The sequence below is a fragment of the Streptomyces dryopteridis genome, assembly GCF_049606955.1.
GTDB lineage: Bacteria > Actinomycetota > Actinomycetes > Streptomycetales > Streptomycetaceae > Streptomyces.
Genome location: NZ_CP187113.1, coordinates 6024010 through 6041671 on the forward strand (window position 1 = coordinate 6024010; position 17662 = coordinate 6041671).

At 75.1% G+C, this 17662-nt stretch carries 13 protein-coding genes and 1 pseudogene; 5 read left to right on the forward strand and 9 right to left on the reverse strand.

Annotation, left to right across the window (positions count from 1 at the left end; genetic code table 11):
* Nucleotides 1-51: 51 nt before the first annotated feature.
* Nucleotides 52-1659 carry an ABC-F family ATP-binding cassette domain-containing protein gene (locus ACN20G_RS26135; RefSeq protein WP_424215265.1) on the reverse strand — a complete coding sequence of 536 codons (1608 nt, stop codon included), beginning with the start codon at nt 1657-1659 and terminating at the stop codon, nt 52-54.
* A gap of 358 nt (nt 1660-2017) precedes the next feature.
* On the opposite strand from ACN20G_RS26135, the gene ACN20G_RS26140 reads away from it, so the two are divergent.
* Nucleotides 2018-2431, forward strand: a complete 414-nt coding sequence (locus ACN20G_RS26140; protein WP_424215266.1) for a rodlin — start codon at nt 2018-2020, stop codon at nt 2429-2431.
* A gap of 157 nt (nt 2432-2588) precedes the next feature.
* Nucleotides 2589-3281 (forward strand): alpha/beta hydrolase, encoded by a 693-nt coding sequence (locus ACN20G_RS26145; RefSeq protein WP_424215267.1) that lies wholly within the window; start codon nt 2589-2591, stop codon nt 3279-3281.
* Nucleotides 3282-3341: 60 nt separating this feature from the next.
* Here ACN20G_RS26145 and ACN20G_RS26150 read toward each other — a convergent pair whose 3' ends face one another.
* Both ACN20G_RS26150 and ACN20G_RS26155 read right to left on the reverse strand, forming a co-directional pair.
* Complete coding sequence (locus tag ACN20G_RS26150) at nt 3342-4265, reverse strand: dihydrodipicolinate synthase family protein (protein WP_424215268.1); 924 nt, start codon at nt 4263-4265, stop codon at nt 3342-3344.
* On the reverse strand, nt 4262-5086 hold the full coding sequence (locus ACN20G_RS26155) for an aldolase (protein ID WP_424215269.1): 825 nt from the start codon (nt 5084-5086) through the stop codon (nt 4262-4264). Before ACN20G_RS26155 ends, ACN20G_RS26150 begins: the two co-directional genes overlap by 4 nt.
* Nucleotides 5087-5283: 197 nt before the next feature.
* Between ACN20G_RS26155 and ACN20G_RS26160 the strand changes: the two genes are divergently transcribed.
* The 3 genes from ACN20G_RS26160 to fusA all read left to right on the forward strand — a co-directional run bounded on the left by ACN20G_RS26160 (nt 5284) and on the right by fusA (nt 9322).
* Complete coding sequence (locus ACN20G_RS26160) at nt 5284-5832, forward strand: helix-turn-helix domain-containing protein (protein ID WP_424215686.1); 549 nt, start codon at nt 5284-5286, stop codon at nt 5830-5832.
* Between the two features lie 146 nt (nt 5833-5978).
* Nucleotides 5979-6818, forward strand: a complete 840-nt coding sequence (locus tag ACN20G_RS26165) for a DUF1206 domain-containing protein (RefSeq protein WP_424215270.1) — start codon at nt 5979-5981, stop codon at nt 6816-6818.
* Between the two features lie 428 nt (nt 6819-7246).
* Nucleotides 7247-9322 carry an elongation factor G gene (gene fusA / locus ACN20G_RS26170; protein ID WP_424215271.1) on the forward strand — a complete coding sequence of 692 codons (2076 nt, stop codon included), beginning with the start codon at nt 7247-7249 and terminating at the stop codon, nt 9320-9322.
* Nucleotides 9323-9379: 57 nt separating this feature from the next.
* Here fusA and ACN20G_RS26175 read toward each other — a convergent pair whose 3' ends face one another.
* The 6 genes and pseudogenes from ACN20G_RS26175 to ACN20G_RS26200 all read right to left on the reverse strand — a co-directional run bounded on the left by ACN20G_RS26175 (nt 9380) and on the right by ACN20G_RS26200 (nt 17473).
* Complete coding sequence (locus tag ACN20G_RS26175; protein ID WP_424215272.1) at nt 9380-9865, reverse strand: N-acetyltransferase family protein; 486 nt, start codon at nt 9863-9865, stop codon at nt 9380-9382.
* A gap of 15 nt (nt 9866-9880) precedes the next feature.
* On the reverse strand, nt 9881-11254 hold the full coding sequence (locus tag ACN20G_RS26180; RefSeq protein ID WP_424215687.1) for an MFS transporter: 1374 nt from the start codon (nt 11252-11254) through the stop codon (nt 9881-9883).
* 9 nt (nt 11255-11263) lie between these two features.
* Nucleotides 11264-11596: pseudogene (gene nirD / locus ACN20G_RS26185) on the reverse strand (nitrite reductase small subunit NirD); the annotation flags it as partial.
* A complete protein-coding gene (gene nirB, locus ACN20G_RS26190; protein WP_424215273.1) occupies nt 11593-14187 on the reverse strand; it encodes a nitrite reductase large subunit NirB in 2595 nt (864 codons plus the stop codon). The gene nirB and the pseudogene nirD, both read right to left, overlap by 4 nt.
* A complete protein-coding gene (locus ACN20G_RS26195; protein WP_424215688.1) occupies nt 14187-15386 on the reverse strand; it encodes an NAD(P)/FAD-dependent oxidoreductase in 1200 nt (399 codons plus the stop codon). The genes nirB and ACN20G_RS26195 overlap by 1 nt, the downstream gene beginning before the upstream one ends.
* 38 nt (nt 15387-15424) lie before the next feature.
* Complete coding sequence (locus ACN20G_RS26200; RefSeq protein ID WP_424215274.1) at nt 15425-17473, reverse strand: molybdopterin oxidoreductase family protein; 2049 nt, start codon at nt 17471-17473, stop codon at nt 15425-15427.
* Nucleotides 17474-17662 lie beyond the last annotated feature (189 nt).

Consider the following 17662-nt stretch of genomic DNA (forward strand, 5'->3'; position numbering starts at 1 on the left):
GACCACGGGACGGGGCGGCGGCCCCGTACGGTCACGCCACCGGCGCGAGGTTCAGGCCAGGTCCACCAACTCCCGGTACCCCTCGTTCCACAGGTCCTCCTCGGCCTCCGGCAGCACCAGCACCCGGTCCGGCCGCAGCGCGTCCACCGCGCCCGGATCGTGCGTCACCATCACGATCGCCCCCGGGTACGCGCCCACCGCCGCCAGCACCTCGTCCCGCGAGGCCGGGTCCAGGTGGTTCGTCGGCTCGTCCAGCAGCAGCACGTTGGCCCGCGAGTGCACCAGCCCCGCCAGCGCCAACCGGGTCCGTTCCCCGCCCGAGAGCACCTCCACCGGCTTGTCCGCGTCGTCCCCGGTGAACAGGAAGGACCCGAGCACCCCGCGCACCTCCCCGTCGGTCAGCCCCGGGGCCGCCGAGGCCAGGTTCTCGCGGACCGTCGCCGACCCGATCAGCGTCTCGTGCTCCTGCGCGAAGTACCCGAGCCGCAACCCGTGACCGGCCACCACCCGGCCCTCGTCCGGCCGTTCCACCCCGGCCAGCAGGCGCAGCAGGGTGGTCTTGCCGGCCCCGTTCAGGCCCAGCACCACCAGCCGGGACCCCCGGTCCACGGCCAGGTCCACCCCCGACAGCACCCGGTGCCCGCCGTAGGACCTGCCCAGGGACACCGCCCCCAGCGGCACCCGGCCGCACGGGGCGGGCTCGGGCAGCCGGATCCGCGCCGTCCGCTCCACCACGCGCACCGGCTCCAGCGCCGCCACCATCCGGTCCGCGCGCCGCGCCATGTTCCGCGCGGCCGTGGCCGTGGCCACCCGCGCCTTGATCCGGTCGGCCCGCGCGTGCAGCGCCGCCGCCTTCCGCTCGGCGTTCGCCCGCTCCCGCGTCTCCCGGCGCTCGCGCCCGGCCCGCTCCGCGAGGTAGGCGTCCCAGCCGGTGTTGTGGGTCTCGACGGCGGCCCGGGTCGGGTCCACCAGGAACACCCGGTTCACCAGCGCCCGCAGCAGCTCCACGTCATGGCTGATCACCACCACCGCCCCGGCCCGCTCGCGCAGGAACCCGCGCAGCCACCGCACCGCGTCGGCGTCGAGGTGGTTGGTCGGCTCGTCCAGCAGCAGGGTGCCCGCGTCCCCGGCGAACAGGATCCTGGCCAGCTCGACCCGGCGCCGCTGCCCGCCCGAGAGGGCGCCCAGGGGTTCCCGCAGCAGCCGCTCGGGCACCCCCACCCCGGCCGCGACCCGGGCGGCCTCGGCCTCGGCGGCCCACCCGCCGCCGGCGGTGAACGCGGCCTCGGCCCGCGCGTACGCGGCCAGGGCCCGCTCCAGCGCGGGACCCTCCGCGCCGGGACCGGCCATGGCCGTCTCGGCCCGGCGCAGCGCGGCCCGCGCGCGGTCCAGGCCGCGCGCCGACAGCAGCCGGTCCAGGACCGGGCGCGCGGGATCGTCGGCGTGGGCGTCCTGGGCCAGGTACCCGACGGGTCCGACCCGGGTCACGGCCCCGGCGGCCGGCGCGGCCACTCCGGCCAGCACCCGCAACAGCGAGGTCTTGCCGGCGCCGTTGCGGCCGACCAGGCCGACGCGGTCGCCGGGGGAGACGGTGAGATCGACGTTCGACAGGAGCAGGCGCGCACCCGCGCGCAGCTCGACACCACGAGTGGTGATCATGGGAAAACACTCCGAGCAAGCGAAAAAGGACACACTTCTGGCGTGGAAGCGGGTCCGTCGCTAGGAAACTCGGGGTGTGGGCATGGGCTCCACGATAACCCGGATCACCCGATGAACCCCAGATCACACCCCTCCCGCCCGGCGCTCGCCGGGTTGACGGCCGCCCCGCGCGCCCCGCCCGGCCGCCCGGCCCCGCGCCCCAACCGCCCCAAGCCCTCCGCCCCGCCCGGCCCACGCGCGCCCGCCCCGCGCCCTTCGTCCGCCGTCGCGCCGCGCGGGTGAACCCCCGCAACCGCTCCGGTCCCGCCCCGTTGAGCACGGCGCCCCACCAACGGGAACCTCGAAGGACGAAGGACACATGATCAAGAAGCTCCTGGCCACCGCCGCCGCCACCGCCGCCGCCCTGGGTGTGGGTGCCGCCGTCGCCGCCCCCGCCATGGCGATCGGCAACGACAACGGCGTCAACACCGTCAACGGCAACGGCGCCGCGCAGGTCTACGGCAACCAGGACACCCACGGCGCCATGAGCCCGCAGGCCGCCCTGGCCCAGGGCAGCCTCAACAAGCTCTGCGTGGGCCTGCCGGCCAAGGTCAACGCCCAGTCCCTGGTCGCGATCATCGCCAACGTCGGCGTGCAGGACGTCAACGTCCTGGCCAACCCGATGAACCAGCAGTGCGCCGAGAACTCCACCCAGGCCAAGGGCGACGAGTCCGCCTCGCACATCCTGGACAACATCCCGGTCCTCTCCGGCAACCTCTCCGCCGGCAGCTGACCCCCGGGCCCGTACGCGTCCGGGCCCCCGTCGCCCCCGCCGCCCTCCCGGGCCGCGGGGGCGACCCGCGTCCGGCGCGGCTCCCCCCACGCGGGGGCCCCGGGGGCCTAGGGTCGGCACCGACATCGAACAGGGGGGTGAACGGAGCCGATTCGTCATGTCCCACACACCCGCGATCCTGCTCGTGCACGGCTTCTGGGGCGGCGCCGCCCACTGGGCCAAGGTCATCGCGCAGCTCGACCGGCGCGGTTTCGGCGAGCTGTACGCCGTCGAGAACCCGCTGACCTCGCTCGCCGACGACGCCGAACGCACCCGCGAGATGGCCCGGCAGATCAACGGCCCCGTGCTGCTGGTCGGCCACTCCTACGGCGGCGCGGTCATCACCGAGGCCGGTGACCTGCCCAACGTGGTGGGCCTGGTGTACGTGGCCGCCTTCGCGCCCGACAGCGGGGAGAGCCCCGGCGCGCTCAGCGAGCGTTTCCCGCCCGCCGCCTTCCCGAACCTGGCCCCGGACTCCGACGGCCGGCTCTGGCTGCGGAAGGACAAGTTCCACGAGAGCTTCTGCCAGGACCTCACGCCCGAGGAGGGCCTGGTCATGGCGGTCACCCAGAAGGCGCCGATGGCGAGCACCTTCGGCGACGCGATCTCCACCCCGGCCTGGCGCACCAAGCCGAGCTGGTACCAGATCTCCGAGCGGGACCACATGATCAACCCGGACAACCAGCGGTTCATGTCCGAACGGCTCAGCGCCCGCAAGGTGATCTCCCTCGACTCCGGCCACGCCTCGCTCGCCTCCCGACCCACCGAGGTCACCGACCTGATCGAGGCCGCGGCCCGCGAACTGGCCTGACCGCCCCAGGACCGGGTCGGGCCGGGGGAGCACAGGCCCCCACCCGACCCGGTCCTGGGCTCAGCGCGCCCGGTCCGCGATGCGCCCGGTCCGGGCCTCGCCCAGGTCCTCCAGCAGCCCCCGCAACACCGCCACCTCCGCCTCCGGCAGCGGCCCGAGCGGCGGACGCGGGGCGCCGACCCCGCGCCCGAGCAGCTCCAGCCCGTGCTTCACGGCGCGCGGCAGCCCGAGCTCGACGATGAACCGCAGCAGCGGCAGGAGTTCGGCGAGCACCGCCTCGGCCCGCGCGTGGTCCCCGGCCCGGTGCGCCTCGTACAGTTCCCGGGGCCCACCGGGCACGAGGCAGGGCGCGGCCGTGCACCATCCGGCCGCGCCCGCCCGGAAGGCGTCCAACGCGATCGGATTGCTGCCGTTGTAGACGGAGAGGGCGCCCTCGGAGCGCTCCAGGATCTCGGTGAACCGGGCCGCCTCGCCCGAACTCTCCTTGACCATCGTCAGGTTCTCGATCCGGGCGCCGAGGGCGACGATCTCCGCCGGTGTGAGGTCGGTGCCCGAGGTGGCCGGGTTGTTGTAGAGCATCACGGGGATCCCGGCGGCCTCGGCCACGGCGCCGAAGTGCCGTTCGAGTTCGGGCCGGGTGAGCTTCCAGTAGGCGACCGGGAGCACCATCACCGCGTCCGCGCCCAGGGCCGCGGCCCGGCGGGCCCGCCGGGCGGTCTCGGCGGTGCTCCAGTGTCCGACGCCCACGAGGGTCGGCACCCGGCCCGCCACGGCCTCCAGGGCGCCCGCGCACACCGCGTCCCATTCGGCGTTCACGAGGTAGGCGGCCTCCCCGGTGCTGCCGAGCGGGGCCACGGCGTGCGAGCCGCCGGCGATCAGGTCCTCCACGAGGGTGCTCAGGGCCGGCAGGTCGGGGGCGCCGGTGGCGGTGAAGGGGGTGACGGGGTAGGAGATGATCCCGTGCAGGGCGGGGCGCTCGCTCATCGCTGGTCGGTTCCTTCGGCAGGGGTCGCGGGGGAGTCGGGGGCGAGGCAGTCGGGGTGCCGGCGCAGCGCGCGTCGGGCGTGGTAGGCGAAGTTGGCCCGGTCGCGGGCCTCGCCGGAGGTCCAGTCGTGGGCCTCGCGGGCCAGGTTCTCGGGCAGCGGGCGCGGGGTGCCGGCCGCCATCGCGAGCAGTTGCAGGCGGGCGGCGCGTTCGATGAGCACCGCCAGGTGGCATGCCTCCTCCACCGAGCCGCCGGCGACCAGCTGCCCGTGGTGGGCCAGGAGCAGGGCCCGCTTGTCGCCGAGGGCGGCCGAGATGATCTCGCCCTCCTCGTTGCCGACCGGGATGCCGGGCCATTCGGCGAGGTACGCGCAGTCCTCGTAGAGCGGGGTCATGTCCATCTGCCCGACGTGCAGGGGCACCCCGAGCATGGACAGGGCGGCGGCGTGCAGCGGGTGGGTGTGCACGATGCACCGCACGTCCGGGCGGGCCCGGTAGACCCACGTGTGGAAGCGGTTGGCGGGGTTGGGCATGCCCTCGCCCTCCAGCACGTTCAGGTCCTCGTCGACGAGGAGCAGGTTCTCCTCGGTGATCTCGTCGAAGCCCAGGCCCAGGCGCTGGGTCCAGTACGTGCCGGGCGCGTCGGCGCGCGCGGTGATCTGTCCCGCGAGCCCGGAGTCGTGTCCGGCGTCGGAGAGGATCCGGCAGGTCAGCGCGGTCTTCTGGCGGGTGGTGAGGGTGGAGGCCGAGAACTCGGTCGCCATCCGGCGGTGGGCGCGGTCGATCAGGTCGTTCTTGGTGTCGTGCAGCGTGGTGGCCACGCGGGCACCTCCCCGGGAATCGGCAGGAACACGGGAGCGGCGGGGCGGGACGGGCCCATCCCCCGATGGAAACGAGGTTCACCATAGGACACCTTGTGTCATGCGGGAAGAGCGGGCGAGGATCGTCTCGAAACCCGGCGCTACCCTGGACGCCGGCAGGCAGGCGACAGCGGGGGACGACAGCGGTGATCAACCGGGTGCGACAACTTCGGCGGGAACGCCTCATGAGCCTGGACGCGCTCGCCGACCGCTCCGGGGTCACCAAGAGCTACCTCTCCAAGGTCGAACGCGGCCTCAGTACCCCCTCCATCGCCGTCGGCGCCGCCCTCGCCCGCGCCCTCGACGTCCCCCTCGACCGCCTCTTCGTGGACTCCGAGGGACTGGGCACCGACATCACCGTCACCCGCGCCGCCGACCGCCGCCCCCTCACCCCCGCTGACGAACCCGGCACCCGCTACGAGGGCATCGCCCTCCAGGCCGGCGGCAAGCGCATGACCCCGTTCATGCTGCACCCGCCGCACGACGCCGACGCCTCCCCCTTCCGCGACCACCCCGGCGAGGAGTTCCTCTTCGTCCACGAGGGGGCCGCCGAACTCCTCTTCCCCTCCGGTTCGGTCCGCCTCGACCCCGGCGACTCCGTCTACTTCGACGCCACCACCCCCCACAAGGTCCGCAGCCTGGACCCCGAGCGGCGCGCCGCCGTCCTCCTGCTCATCAGCGAACCGGACGCCCACGCCCACCCCTGAGCGGATTCCGCTTCCCCGCCCGCGCCCCACCGGCCCGCACCGGGATCCGGCCCCGGGCGCATGGGGAGCCGCGCACCGGGCACGTGGCCCGCCACAGGGCCCGGCACCCCGCCGACCCGCCCGACCCAGAGGGGAGGTGACGGGCCGTGCCGGCCGCGTCCCCCACCACACCGTCCAGCGCGATACCGCGCCCCACCCGCCACGACGCCCGCCGGGGCGCGGGCATCGGGGCCCGCGCCGGCCTCGTCGCCCGCGGCCTCGTCTACCTGCTGATCGGCGTCATCGCCCTGCGCGTCGCCCTCGGCGACGACCCCGGCACCGAGGCCGACCGGCAGGGCGCCCTCGCCGAACTCGCCTCCCACCCCGGCGGCGCCGTCCTGGTCTGGGCCATCGGCATCGGCTTCGTCGGCATGACCCTGTGGCGGGTCACCGAGGCCGTCCTCGGCAAACGCGGACCCGACGGCGACGGAGCCGCCAAACGCGCCGGTTCGGCCGCCCGCGCCGTGGTCTACGCGGTGGCCGCGACCTCCGTGCTCTCCTTCGCGATCGGCCACGCCGGCTCCTCCGGCGACCAGCAGTCCCGCGACCTCACCGCCCGCGCCCTGGCCCTGCCCGCCGGCCCCTGGCTGGTCGGACTCACCGGCCTCGGCATCGTCATCGCCGGCGTGGTCGTCGCCGTCCAGGCATGCCGCCGCAAGTTCCGCGACCACCTCGACACCCACCGCCTGGCCGAACCCGCCCGGCACGCCGTCGACGGGCTCGGCATCGCCGGCGGTCTCGCCCGGGGCGCCGTCCTCGCCGGGGTCGGGGTGTTCGTCACCCTCGCCGCCCGCGACTACGACCCCGAGAAGGCCAAGGGCATGGACGACACCCTGCGGTCCTTCGCCGAAACCCCCGCCGGGCCCTGGCTGTTGGTCGCGATCGCCGTCGGCCTCGCCCTCTTCGGGCTGTTCTCCCTGGTCCAGGCCCGCTACCGGCGGGTCTGAACCCGCGACCCGGGCGGGGGAGGGGCGAAAACCCGTTTCCCCCGCCCCTCGCGCCTCCCTAAGCTCGGACGTGCCGGGGACGTCGACGACGTCCCGTCACCGCACGTCACGAGAGAGGGGAACCGGACCATGGGCCGCGCACGCGCCACCCTCCCGCACGTTCCCCCGCAGCGCTACGACGTGATCCCGGTGTCCCGCGCCTCGCGGTGCCCGCTGCGCGCCCGGCACCGCACGCGTCCGACCCGAGACTGAAGTCACCCGGCCCCTCCCGGTCCACCCGCCACGCCCCACGTCGACCACGCCCGCCCACCGGGCCGGTGGTCACGGGGCCGGTCGCGGGGGCCGCCGACGGCCCGACCCACCCTCCCCGGCCGGACCCCCATCGCGCATACCGCCCCACACCCACACGCCACGAAAGGCACCGGGCCATGCGCACCACCCCCACCACCCCGCGGCACACCACCGATCTCGCGCTCCTGCGCAACCTCGGCATCCTCGCCCACGTCGACGCCGGCAAGACCACCCTCACCGAACGCGTCCTCTACGCCACCGGCACCATCCACAAGCGCGGTGAGGTCCACGAGGGCACCACCGTCACCGACCACGACGCCCAGGAACGCGAACGCGGCATCACCATCAACTCCGCCGCCGTCACCTGCGCGTGGGCCGGCCACCGGCTCAATCTCATCGACACCCCCGGCCACGTGGACTTCTCCGCCGAGGTCGAACGCTCCCTGCGCGTCCTCGACGGGGCCGTCGCCGTGTTCGACGCGGTCTCCGGCGTGGAACCGCAGAGCGAGTCCGTGTGGCGCCAGGCCGACCGGCACCACGTGCCCCGGATCGCGTTCGTCAACAAGATGGACCGGGCCGGCGCCGACCTCGACACCGCCGTCCGCTCCCTGCGCACCCGACTCGGCGCGAACCCGCTCGTGGTCCACCTGCCGATCGGCCGCGAGGCGCGGTTCACGGGCGTCGTCGACCTGATCCACCGACGGGCCCTGCACTGGCCCGACGAGGCCGAACACCCCGTGGACACCCCCGTCCCCGAAGACCTGCGCGCCGAGACCGAGACCCGCCGGCGCACCCTCGTGGAGGCCGTCGCCGAACTGCACCCGGCCGCCCTGGAGGAGTACCTCGACACCGACACCCTCACCCCCGCCACCCTCGTCGGCGCCCTGCGAGAGCTCACCCTCGCCGGGACCGGCACCGTCGTCCTGTGCGGCTCCGCCTACCGCAACCGCGGCGTGGAACCCCTGCTCGACGCCGTCGTCGCCTACCTGCCCGCCCCCACCGACGCCCCACCCGTGCGCGGCGCCGCCCCCGCCCGCGCCGGCCGCCCAGCCCGAGAGGAGACCCGTCCCGCCGACCCCGAGGCCCCCCTGGCCGCCCTCGCCTTCAAGGTGACCGCCACGAGCACCGGCCGCCTCACCCACCTGCGCCTGTACGCGGGCACCCTGCGGCCCGGCGACAGCGTCCTGGACCCCGCCACCGGCCGCACCGAACGCGTCGGGCGCGTCCTGCGCGTGCGCGCCGACCGGCACGTGGACCTCGACCACGCCGTCGCCGGCGAGATCGTCGCCGTCATCGGCCCGAAGGGAACCCGACCCGGCACCACCCTGTGCGCCCCCGCCCACCCCGTGGTGCTGGAGCCGCCCACCACCGCCGACCCCGTCGTCTCGATCGCCGTCGAGGCGACCAAGGCCGGCGACAGCGGCCGGCTGGCCGCCGCCCTCGCCCGCCTGACCGAGGAGGACCCCTCCCTCACGGCGGGCACCGACCCCGAATCCGGGCAGACCCTGCTCTCCGGACTCGGCGAACTGCACCTGGAGGTGGCCGTGACCCGGCTGCGCACCGACCACGGGATCGCCCTGAGCACCGGCCGGCCCCGCGTCTCCCACCGCGAGACCGTCACCGAAGGCATCACCGGCTTCGTGTACCGACACGTCAAACAGGACGGCGGCGCGGGCCAGTTCGCCCACCTCGTCCTCGACGTGGCCCCGGGGGAGGAGCCCGGACTGGTCTTCGCCTCCACCGTCACCGGCGGTCGGGTGCCGGCCGAGTTCGTCCGCGCCGCCGAGGCCGGCTGTCGGGAGGCCCTGGCCGAGGGCCCGCTCGGCGGCCACCCCGTCACCGGGGTGCGGGTCACCCTCACCGACGGCTCCACCCACGTCAAGGACTCCTCCGACCAGGCGTTCCGCACCGCCGGCCGGCTCGGTCTGCGGGCCGCGCTGCGGGCCTGCGCCATGACCCTGCTGGAGCCGATCGCGGAGGTCACGGTGACGGTGCCCGAGGAGTTCCTCGGCGCTGTCCTCGGCGACCTCGGGGCCCGCCGCGGCCGGGTCCTGGGCACCACGACCCGCGCCGGCCACAGCGTGGTCACCGCGAGCGTCCCGGTCGCGGAACTCTTCGGGTACGCGACCCGACTGCGCGGCCGCACCCAGGGCCGGGGCGGGTTCACCACGCGCCCGCTGCCGCACGCCCCCGTCCCCGCCGGGACCCGCTGAGGGCCGGGCCGCGGGGGTGTCACACACACCGTGTGGCACCCCCGCGCGCCCGCGCCCTCACAACAACCGGTACATCACGTGCAGGCCCACGTACCCCTCGCGCGGATGCCGGAACCCTTCCGCCAAGGTCCCCACCACCTCGAAGCCCAGGGACTCGTACAGGCCCACCGCCCGCGTGTTCGTCTCCACCACGGCGTTGAACTGCATCGCCCGGTACCCCTGCGCCCGCGCCCAGGCCAGCGAGTCCTCGACCAGAGCCCGCCCCACCCCGCGCCCCTCGTGCGCCGGGTCCACCAGATAGGTAGCGCTCGCGATGTGCGAGGCGTTGCCCACGTGGTTGTTGTTCATCTTCGCCGAGCCCACCACCCGGCCCGCCACCTCCGCCACCACCGTCCGGTTCGGCGCGGGCAGCAACCACCAGCCGCTCGCCTCCTCGCGACCCAGGTCGGTCGGATACGTGAACGACTCCCCGGCCGCCGTCACCTCGTGGAAGAACGGCCAGATCGCGTCCCAGTCGGCGTCCCGCGCCTCTCTGATCATCATGGGGCCCATGATGCGTCAGACCCCCGGCAGCCGGCGCGGCGAGGGCCGCAGGTACACCCCCCAGGTCACCGACGCGCAGACCCCGTAGGCGAGCAGGAACGTCAGGTACGCGCCCTCCCCGTTCCCGCTGTCCAGGAACGACTGCCGGAACACCACGTTCACCAACACCCCGCCGAACGCGCCCACCGCCCCGGCCAGCCCGATCACCGCCCCCGTCCGCCGCCGCGCGCCCCGCTCGACGACCGCCGGATCCGCCCCGACCGGCGCCTCCCGCTCCGCCCGGGCCCGGAACACCGCCGGGATCATCTTGTACGTGGACCCGTTGCCGATCCCGCTGAACACGAACAGGGCCGTGAACCCCACCAGGAACAGGGCCAGGGACCCGCGCACCGAGGCCGTCCACACCAGCCCCGCCGCCACCGCCATCGCCCCGAAGTTCACCAAGGTCACCCGCGCCCCGCCCCACCGGTCCGCCAAGCGCCCGCCCACCGGCCGCACCAACGAACCGAGCAGGGGCCCCAGGAACGTCAGCGAGGCCACCTGCGCCGGGGAGTCGAACCGCTCCGGGAACTGCGTGGACAACACCTGCCCGAAGGCGAAACCGAAGCCGATGAAGGAGCCGAAGGACCCGATGTACAGGCCCGACAACACCCACGCGTGCGGCTCCCGGCACGCCTCGCGCACCGCGCCCCGGTCACCGCGCACCACCCGCAGGTTGTCCATGTACCGCGCCGCCCCCACCGCCGCCGCCACGATCAACGGCAGGTACACCAGCGGCAGCACCCGGGGATGGGCCGCGCCCAGCGTCCCGAGCACCGCCAGGCCCAGCAACTGCACGGCCGGCACCCCGAGGTTCCCGCCGCCCGCGTTCACACCCAGGGCCCAGCCCTTGAGCCGCTCCGGATGGAAGGCGTTGACGTTCGTCATGGACGAGGCGAAGTTCCCACCCCCCACCCCCGCCGCGCAGGCCACCGCCAACAGGGTGCCGTACCCCACCCCCGGCTCCAGGACCAGCGCCGCCAGCGCCGCCGGCACCACCAACAGCAGCGCGCTGAACACCGTCCAGTTCCGCCCCCCGAACACCGACACCGCGAAGGTGTACGGCAGCCGCAACGCCGCGCCCAGGGCCGTCGGCAACGCCGTCAACAGGAACTTCCCGGCCGGATCGATCCCGTACTCGGGGCCCAGGAACAGCACCAGCGTCGACCACAGGCTCCAGATCGAGAACCCGATGTGCTCGGTCAGCACCGACCACAGCAGGTTCCGGCGCGCCACCGCCCGACCCCCGGCCGCCCAGAACCCAGGATCCTCGGGCCGCCAGTCCACGATCTCCCGCGCCCGACCCGAGCCCGCGCCCGCATCCGGGTCGGCGCCGTCGCCTTCGGGCACCGCCCGCACCGGCCACACCCGCAACGGCGCGACCTCCTCGTCCAGGCACACCCCGGTCCGCAGGTCGAAGGACTGCCGGTACACCGGCGAGGACACCACCGGCACCCCGCCCCGACTGCCCGTGATGCCCCGCGACAACACGTGCGTCCCGCTGCACGGATCGAGGTTGTCCACCGCGTACAGCGCTCCGGCCCGGTCCCGGAACAGGGCCACCTGCTCCCCGCCGACCAACACCGCCACCCCCCGCCCCGGCACCAGCTCCGAGGCGGCGCACACCCGTCGCCAGTCCTCCCCGTCGTGCACCTGCACCGCGTCGCGGTCCGTCACGTGGTCCGTGCTCATCGGGTACGCACCTCCAGGGCGGCGCCGGCCACGAGGTCCCCGGCCCGCGCGGGCCGGATCTGCTCGCGCTCGGGCGCGAAACGAACGGTGGGATCGGGAACACCGGGCGCGTTCGCGAAGGACACGAACCGTCGCAGCCGGTCGGGATCGGCCAGGGTGGCCGCCCACTCGTCCTCGTACGTGCTCACGTGCCGGGCCATCAGCTCGTCCAGGTCCGCGCAGATCCCCAGACTGTCCTGCATCACCACGGCCCGCAGGTGCTCCAGGCCGCCGTCCAGGCGCTCCAGCCACGGCGCGGTCCGCTCCAGGGGTTCGGCGGTGCGCACGTAGAACATCAGGAACCGGTCGACGGTCCGCAGCAGGGTCTCGCGGTCCAGGTCGGCGGCCAGCAGATCGGCGTGCCGGGGCGTCATGCCCCCGTTGCCCCCGACCCACAGGTTCCAGCCCGTCGAGCTCGCGATCACCCCGAAGTCCTTCGACCGGGCCTCCGCGCACTCCCGCGCGCACCCCGAGACCGCCGACTTCAGCTTGTGCGGGGCCCGCAACCCCCGATAGCGCAGCTCCAGTTCGATCGCCAGCCCCACCGCGTCCCCCACCCCGTACCGGCACCAGCTCTCGCCCACGCAGGACTTCACCGTCCGCAGGGCCTTGCCGTACGCGTGCCCCGACTCGAACCCGGCCACCACCAACCGGGCCCAAATGGGCGGCAGTTGATCCACTCGCGCGCCGAGCAGGTCGATCCGCTGACCACCGGTGATCTTCGTGTACAGGCCGAAGTCCCGCGCGATCTCCCCGATCACGATCAACCCCTCCGGGGTGATCTCGCCCCCGGGCACCCGGGGCACCACCGAGTACGAGCCGCCCCGTTGCAGGTTCGCCAGGAAGTGGTCGTTGGTGTCCTGCAACCCGGCCCGCTCCCCGTCCAGGACGTGCCCACCGCCCGGACCCGCCAGGATCGAGGCCACCACCGGCTTGCACACCTCGCAGCCCTCCCCGGAGCCGTGCTCGTCGATCAGCCGCGAGAAGGAGTCGACGCCCCTGACCCGCACGATCTCGTACAGCTCCGACCGGGTGTGCGCGAAGTGCTCGCAGATCCCGCGCGCCGCCGTCACCCCCCGCTCGGCCAGCGCCCCGTCCACGATCCGCCCGACGAGCTTCAGACAACTGCCGCAGCTCGCGCCGGCCCGCGTGCACCCCTTCACCTCGGCCGTGGACCCGCAGCCCGCCCCGTGCACCGCCGCCCGGATCTCGCCCTTGGTGACGTTGTTGCACGAACACACCACCGCCGACTCCGGCAGCTCCGCCCGAGCCCCGCCCCCCGGCCCGGCCGGCAGCACCAGGCGCTCCGGCGGCACGGTCAGGGGCTCACCGGCGAGGGCCAGCGGCCGCAAGGACCCGAAGTCCTCCGTGTCCCCGACCAGCACCCCGCCCAGCAGCGCCCCGTCCGCGCCGATCACCAGCTTCTTGTACACCCCCGCGCGACTGTCGGCGTACACCACGTCCAGCGCCCCCGCCGTCACCCCGTGCGCGTCCCCGAAGCTCGCCACGTCCACGCCCAGCAACTTCAACTTCGTCGAGGTGTCCGCCCCGGTGAACCCCGCGCCGGCCTTGCCCGCGATCCGGGCCGCCGCCGTCCCCGCCATCGCGTACCCCGGCGCCACCAGCCCGTACACCCGCCCGTCGACCGTCAGCGCGCACTCGCCCACCGCCCACACCGCCGGGTCCGAGGTGCGACACCCCTCGTCCACCACGATCCCCCCGCGTTCGCCCACCGTCAGCCCGCACTCCCGGGCCAACGCGTCCCGGGGCCGCACCCCCGCCGAGAACACCACCAGATCGGCGGGCAGCTCCGTGCCGTCCGACAGGCCCATGGCCCGCACCCGCCCGTCCGGCCCCGTCACGATCCGCTCCGTGCCCGCGCCCGTGCGCACCCGCACCCCCAGGCCCTCCACGGCCCGCCGCAGCGTCGCCCCGCCGCCCTCGTCCACCTGGATCGCCATCAGCCGGGGCGCGAACTCCACCACGTGCGTCTCCAGGCCCAGTTCCCTCAGCGCGCCCGCCGCCTCCAACCCCAGCAGGCCGCCACCGACCACCACCCCCACCGCCGGCCGGGCCCCGGCCAGGGCCTCCGCCGTCGCCACCGCGTCCGCCCGGATCCCCGCCACGTCCTCCAGGGTCCGGTACACGTGACAACCCGGGGCCCCGCGCCCCGGCACCGGCGGCACGAAGGGGAAGGAGCCGGTCGCCAGCACCAGCGCGTCGTAGCCGAGCACCCGGCCCGAGGCCGTGGTCACCGTCCGCGCCGCCCGGTCCACCGCCACCGCCGGGTCCCCGGACACCCGCTCGATCCCGTGCGCGGCCAGGAACTCCGGCGCGCACAAGGCCAGCTCCTCCGCCGAGGTCCCCGAGAACCACGAGGTCAGCCGCACCCGGTCGTAGGCGGGCCGGGCCTCCTCGGCCACCACCGTCACCCGCCACCCCTCCCGAACCCCCGGCAGCCCCACCCACTCCTCCAGGAACCGCTGCCCGACCATCCCGTGCCCCACGAGCACCAGATCCCGCACGCCCGTCCCTCCCTCGTCCCTCGCCATCACGCCGCTCCTTCCTCGTCCGTGTCGTGCAACAGATGGGCCGGGACCGACCCCGGAGCCACCGGATCCGCGCGCAGGTACGCGCGACCGACGGCGCCGACCGTGGCCAGATCGCCCAGCAGAATGCCGCCGACGAGCCGATCGCCGCGCAGCACGAGCTTCTTGTAGGTCCCCCGGGTCGCGTCCGTCAGCCGGACCACGTCCACCCCCGCCGCGTCCCCCGCGGCCCCCTCCCACCGGGCCTCCCCGAACACCGCGTACTCGATCGGCCCGGCCGTCAACCGGGCCACCGGCCGCGAGCCCGTGTACACCGCGTGCGGATCGGCGCCCGACAGCCGCGCCGCCAACACGTCCGCCTGCTCCCAGGCCGGTCCCGACAGCCCGTGCACCCGCCCCGCGAACTCCGCGCAGTCCCCGATCGCGAACACCCCCGGAGCCACCGCCAGGCCCTCGTCCACCACCACCCCGCCGCGCACCGGCAGCCCCGCCGCGTGCGCCAGACCCGTCCGGGGCCGCACCCCACAGGCCAGGACCACCAGGTCCGTGCCGAGCACCGGCCCCACCGCCAACTCCACCCCCGACACCCGGCCCGCGCCGTCCACCCGCAGGGCCCGCGCCCGGGCCCCCGGATAGGCCGCCACCCCCAGCCGCTCCAGGCCGGCCCGCAGCAGCGCGCCGGCCCGCGCGTCCAGATGTCGCTCCACCAGGTGCGGCCCCTGGTGCACGATCTCCACGGCCAGGCCCGTCGCCGCCAGCGCACGGGCCGCGCTCACCCCCAGCACGCCCCCGCCGACCACCACCGCCCGACCCCCCGGCCGCGCAGCGGCCGCGAGCGCCGCGCAATCCGCCAGGGTCCGAAACGAGTGCACCCCCTCCACCGGCGCCCCGTCCGCCCGCCGCAGCCCCCGCAGCGGCGGCAGCACCGGATTCGCGCCCGTCGCCAACACCACCGCGTCACAGCGGGTCTCCGCGCCGTCCGCCGTCACCACCGCACCCGGCCGCAGCCCCACCACCTCCGTCCCGGTCCGCACCACCGCGTCCCCCACCGGCAACGCGATCCCCTCCGGCCCCAAGCGACCCGCCAACACCTCCGCCAACAGCACCCGGCCGTACGGGGCCGAGGACTCCGCCCCGCACAGCACCACCTCGTCCCGCCCGCCCGCCGCCGCGTACCGCTCCGCGAACCGAGCCGCCGCCATCCCCGCCCCCACCACCACGATCCGACCCACCCGCCCGCTCACGCGGCCACCCGCTCCAGCCGCACCGCGCACACCTTGAACTCCGGCATCCCCGACACCGGGTCCAGGGCCGGGTTCGTCACCGAGTTCACCCGCCCCGCCCCACCCCAGTGGAAGGGCATGAACACCGTGTCCGGCCGGATCCCCGAGGAGATCCGCGCCACCCCCACCGCCCGCCCCCGCCGCCCGCACACCGCGACCTCCTCGCCCTCCGCCACCCCGAGCGCCGCCGCCACACTCGGGTGCAACTCCACGAACGGCCCCGGCGCCGCCCGGTTGAGCACCTCCACCCGCCGGGTCTGCGCCCCGCTCTGGTACTGCGCCGCCACCCGCCCCGTGGTCAGGTACAAGGGGAACTCCGCGTCCGGTTCCTCCGCCGCCGGCCGGTGCGAGACCGCCGCGAACCGCGCCCGCCCGTCCGGGGTCGCGAACCGCTCCAGGAACAACCGGGGCGTCCCCGGATGCCCCGGATCCGGACAGGGCCAGAACACCCCGTCCTCCCTCTCGATCCGCGCGTAGTCGATCCCCGCGTAGTCCGCCGGACCCCCCGCCGAGGCCCGCCGCAACTCCTCGAACACCTCCTCCGCCTCCGCCGGGAACCCCCGCTCCACCCCCAACCGGGCCGCGACCTCCCGCAACACCCACAGATCACTCCGCACCCCGGCCGGCGGGTCCACCGCCCGCCGCCGCAACACCACCCGCCCCTCCAGGTTCGTCAGCGTCCCCGTCTCCTCCGCCCACTGCGTGGAGGGCAACACCACGTGCGCCGCCCGCGCCGTCTCCGACAGCACCAGGTCCGAGACCACCAGGAAGTCCAGCGCCCCCAGCCGCTCCTCCACGTGCGAGGCGTGCGGGGCCGACACCACCGGGTTCGACCCCATCACCCACAGCGCCCGCAGCCCGCCCGGCCGACCCGCCGAGTCCAACAGCTCGTACGCCGACCGCCCCGGCCCCGGCAGGGACTCCGGATCCACCCCCCACACCCCGGCCACGTGCGCCCGCGCCACCGGATCGGTGATCGACCGGTACCCGGGCAACTGGTCCGCCTTCTGCCCGTGCTCCCGCCCGCCCTGACCGTTGCCCTGGCCGGTCAGGCACCCGTAACCGCTGAACGGCCGCCCCGCCTTCCCCGTCGCCAGCGTCAACCCGATCCACGCCCCCACCGTGTCCACGCCCTTGCTGTGCTGCTCCGGCCCCCGCGCCGTCAACACCATCCCGCTGGGCGCCCGCGCGAACATCCGCGCCGCCTCGCGCACGCGGGCCGCCGGCACCCCCGTGATCGACTCCACCCGCTCCGGCCAGTGCGCCATCGCCGCCGCCCGCGCCCCCTCGAACCCGACCGTGCGCTCCGCCACGAAGGTCTCGTCCACCCACCCCTCGGCGATCACCACGTGCAACAGGCCCATGGCCAGCGCCAGATCCGTTCCCGGCGCCGGCCGCAGGTGCAGATCCGCGAGCTCCGCCGTCGCCGTGCGACGCGGGTCCACCACCACCAGCCGGCCGCCGCCCGCCCGCAACTCCCGCAGGTACCGCAGGGCGGGCGGCATCGTCTCCGCCGGATTGGCCCCCACCAGGATCAGACAGCCCGTCCCCGCCACGTCCTCCAACGGGAACGGCAACCCCCGGTCCAGCCCGAAGGTCGCCCGGTGCGCCGCCGCCGCCGAGGACATGCAGAACCGCCCGTTGTAGTCCACGTGCGGGGTGCGCAGCACCACCCGGGCGAACTTGCCCAAGGCGTACGCCTTCTCGTTGGTCAGCCCGCCCCCGCCGAAGAGCCCCGCCGAGTCCCCCGCCGCCGACAACCCCGCCGCCACCCGGTCCAGGGCCTCCTCCCACGAGGCATCCCGCAACACCCCGCCCTCCCGCACCAGCGGCCCCGTCAACCGCACCGCCCGCGACAACACCGCCGCCGCCGACCGCCCCTTCCCGCACAACACCCCGCGGTTCACGGGGAACTCCGGGCGTTCCAGCACCCGCACCGGGCCGGCGGCCAGCCGCATCCCGCACTGGAGCGAGCAGTAGGGGCAGTGGGTATCGGTCGTCTTCATGACGGCGATCCTGCGACCACCCCGTTTCACCCCCGAGTCCCGCGTGTTGCGGCCAGGGCAGACAGTTCTCACGCCCCACCGGCGACCCCGCCGGCTTCACGACATCAGCCGTAACACCACGGCCGCCTTCCCTAACCCCCGCGTGATGGCGGGGCAACACCGGCGCAACGCCCCTGCCCCAGCCTGCGA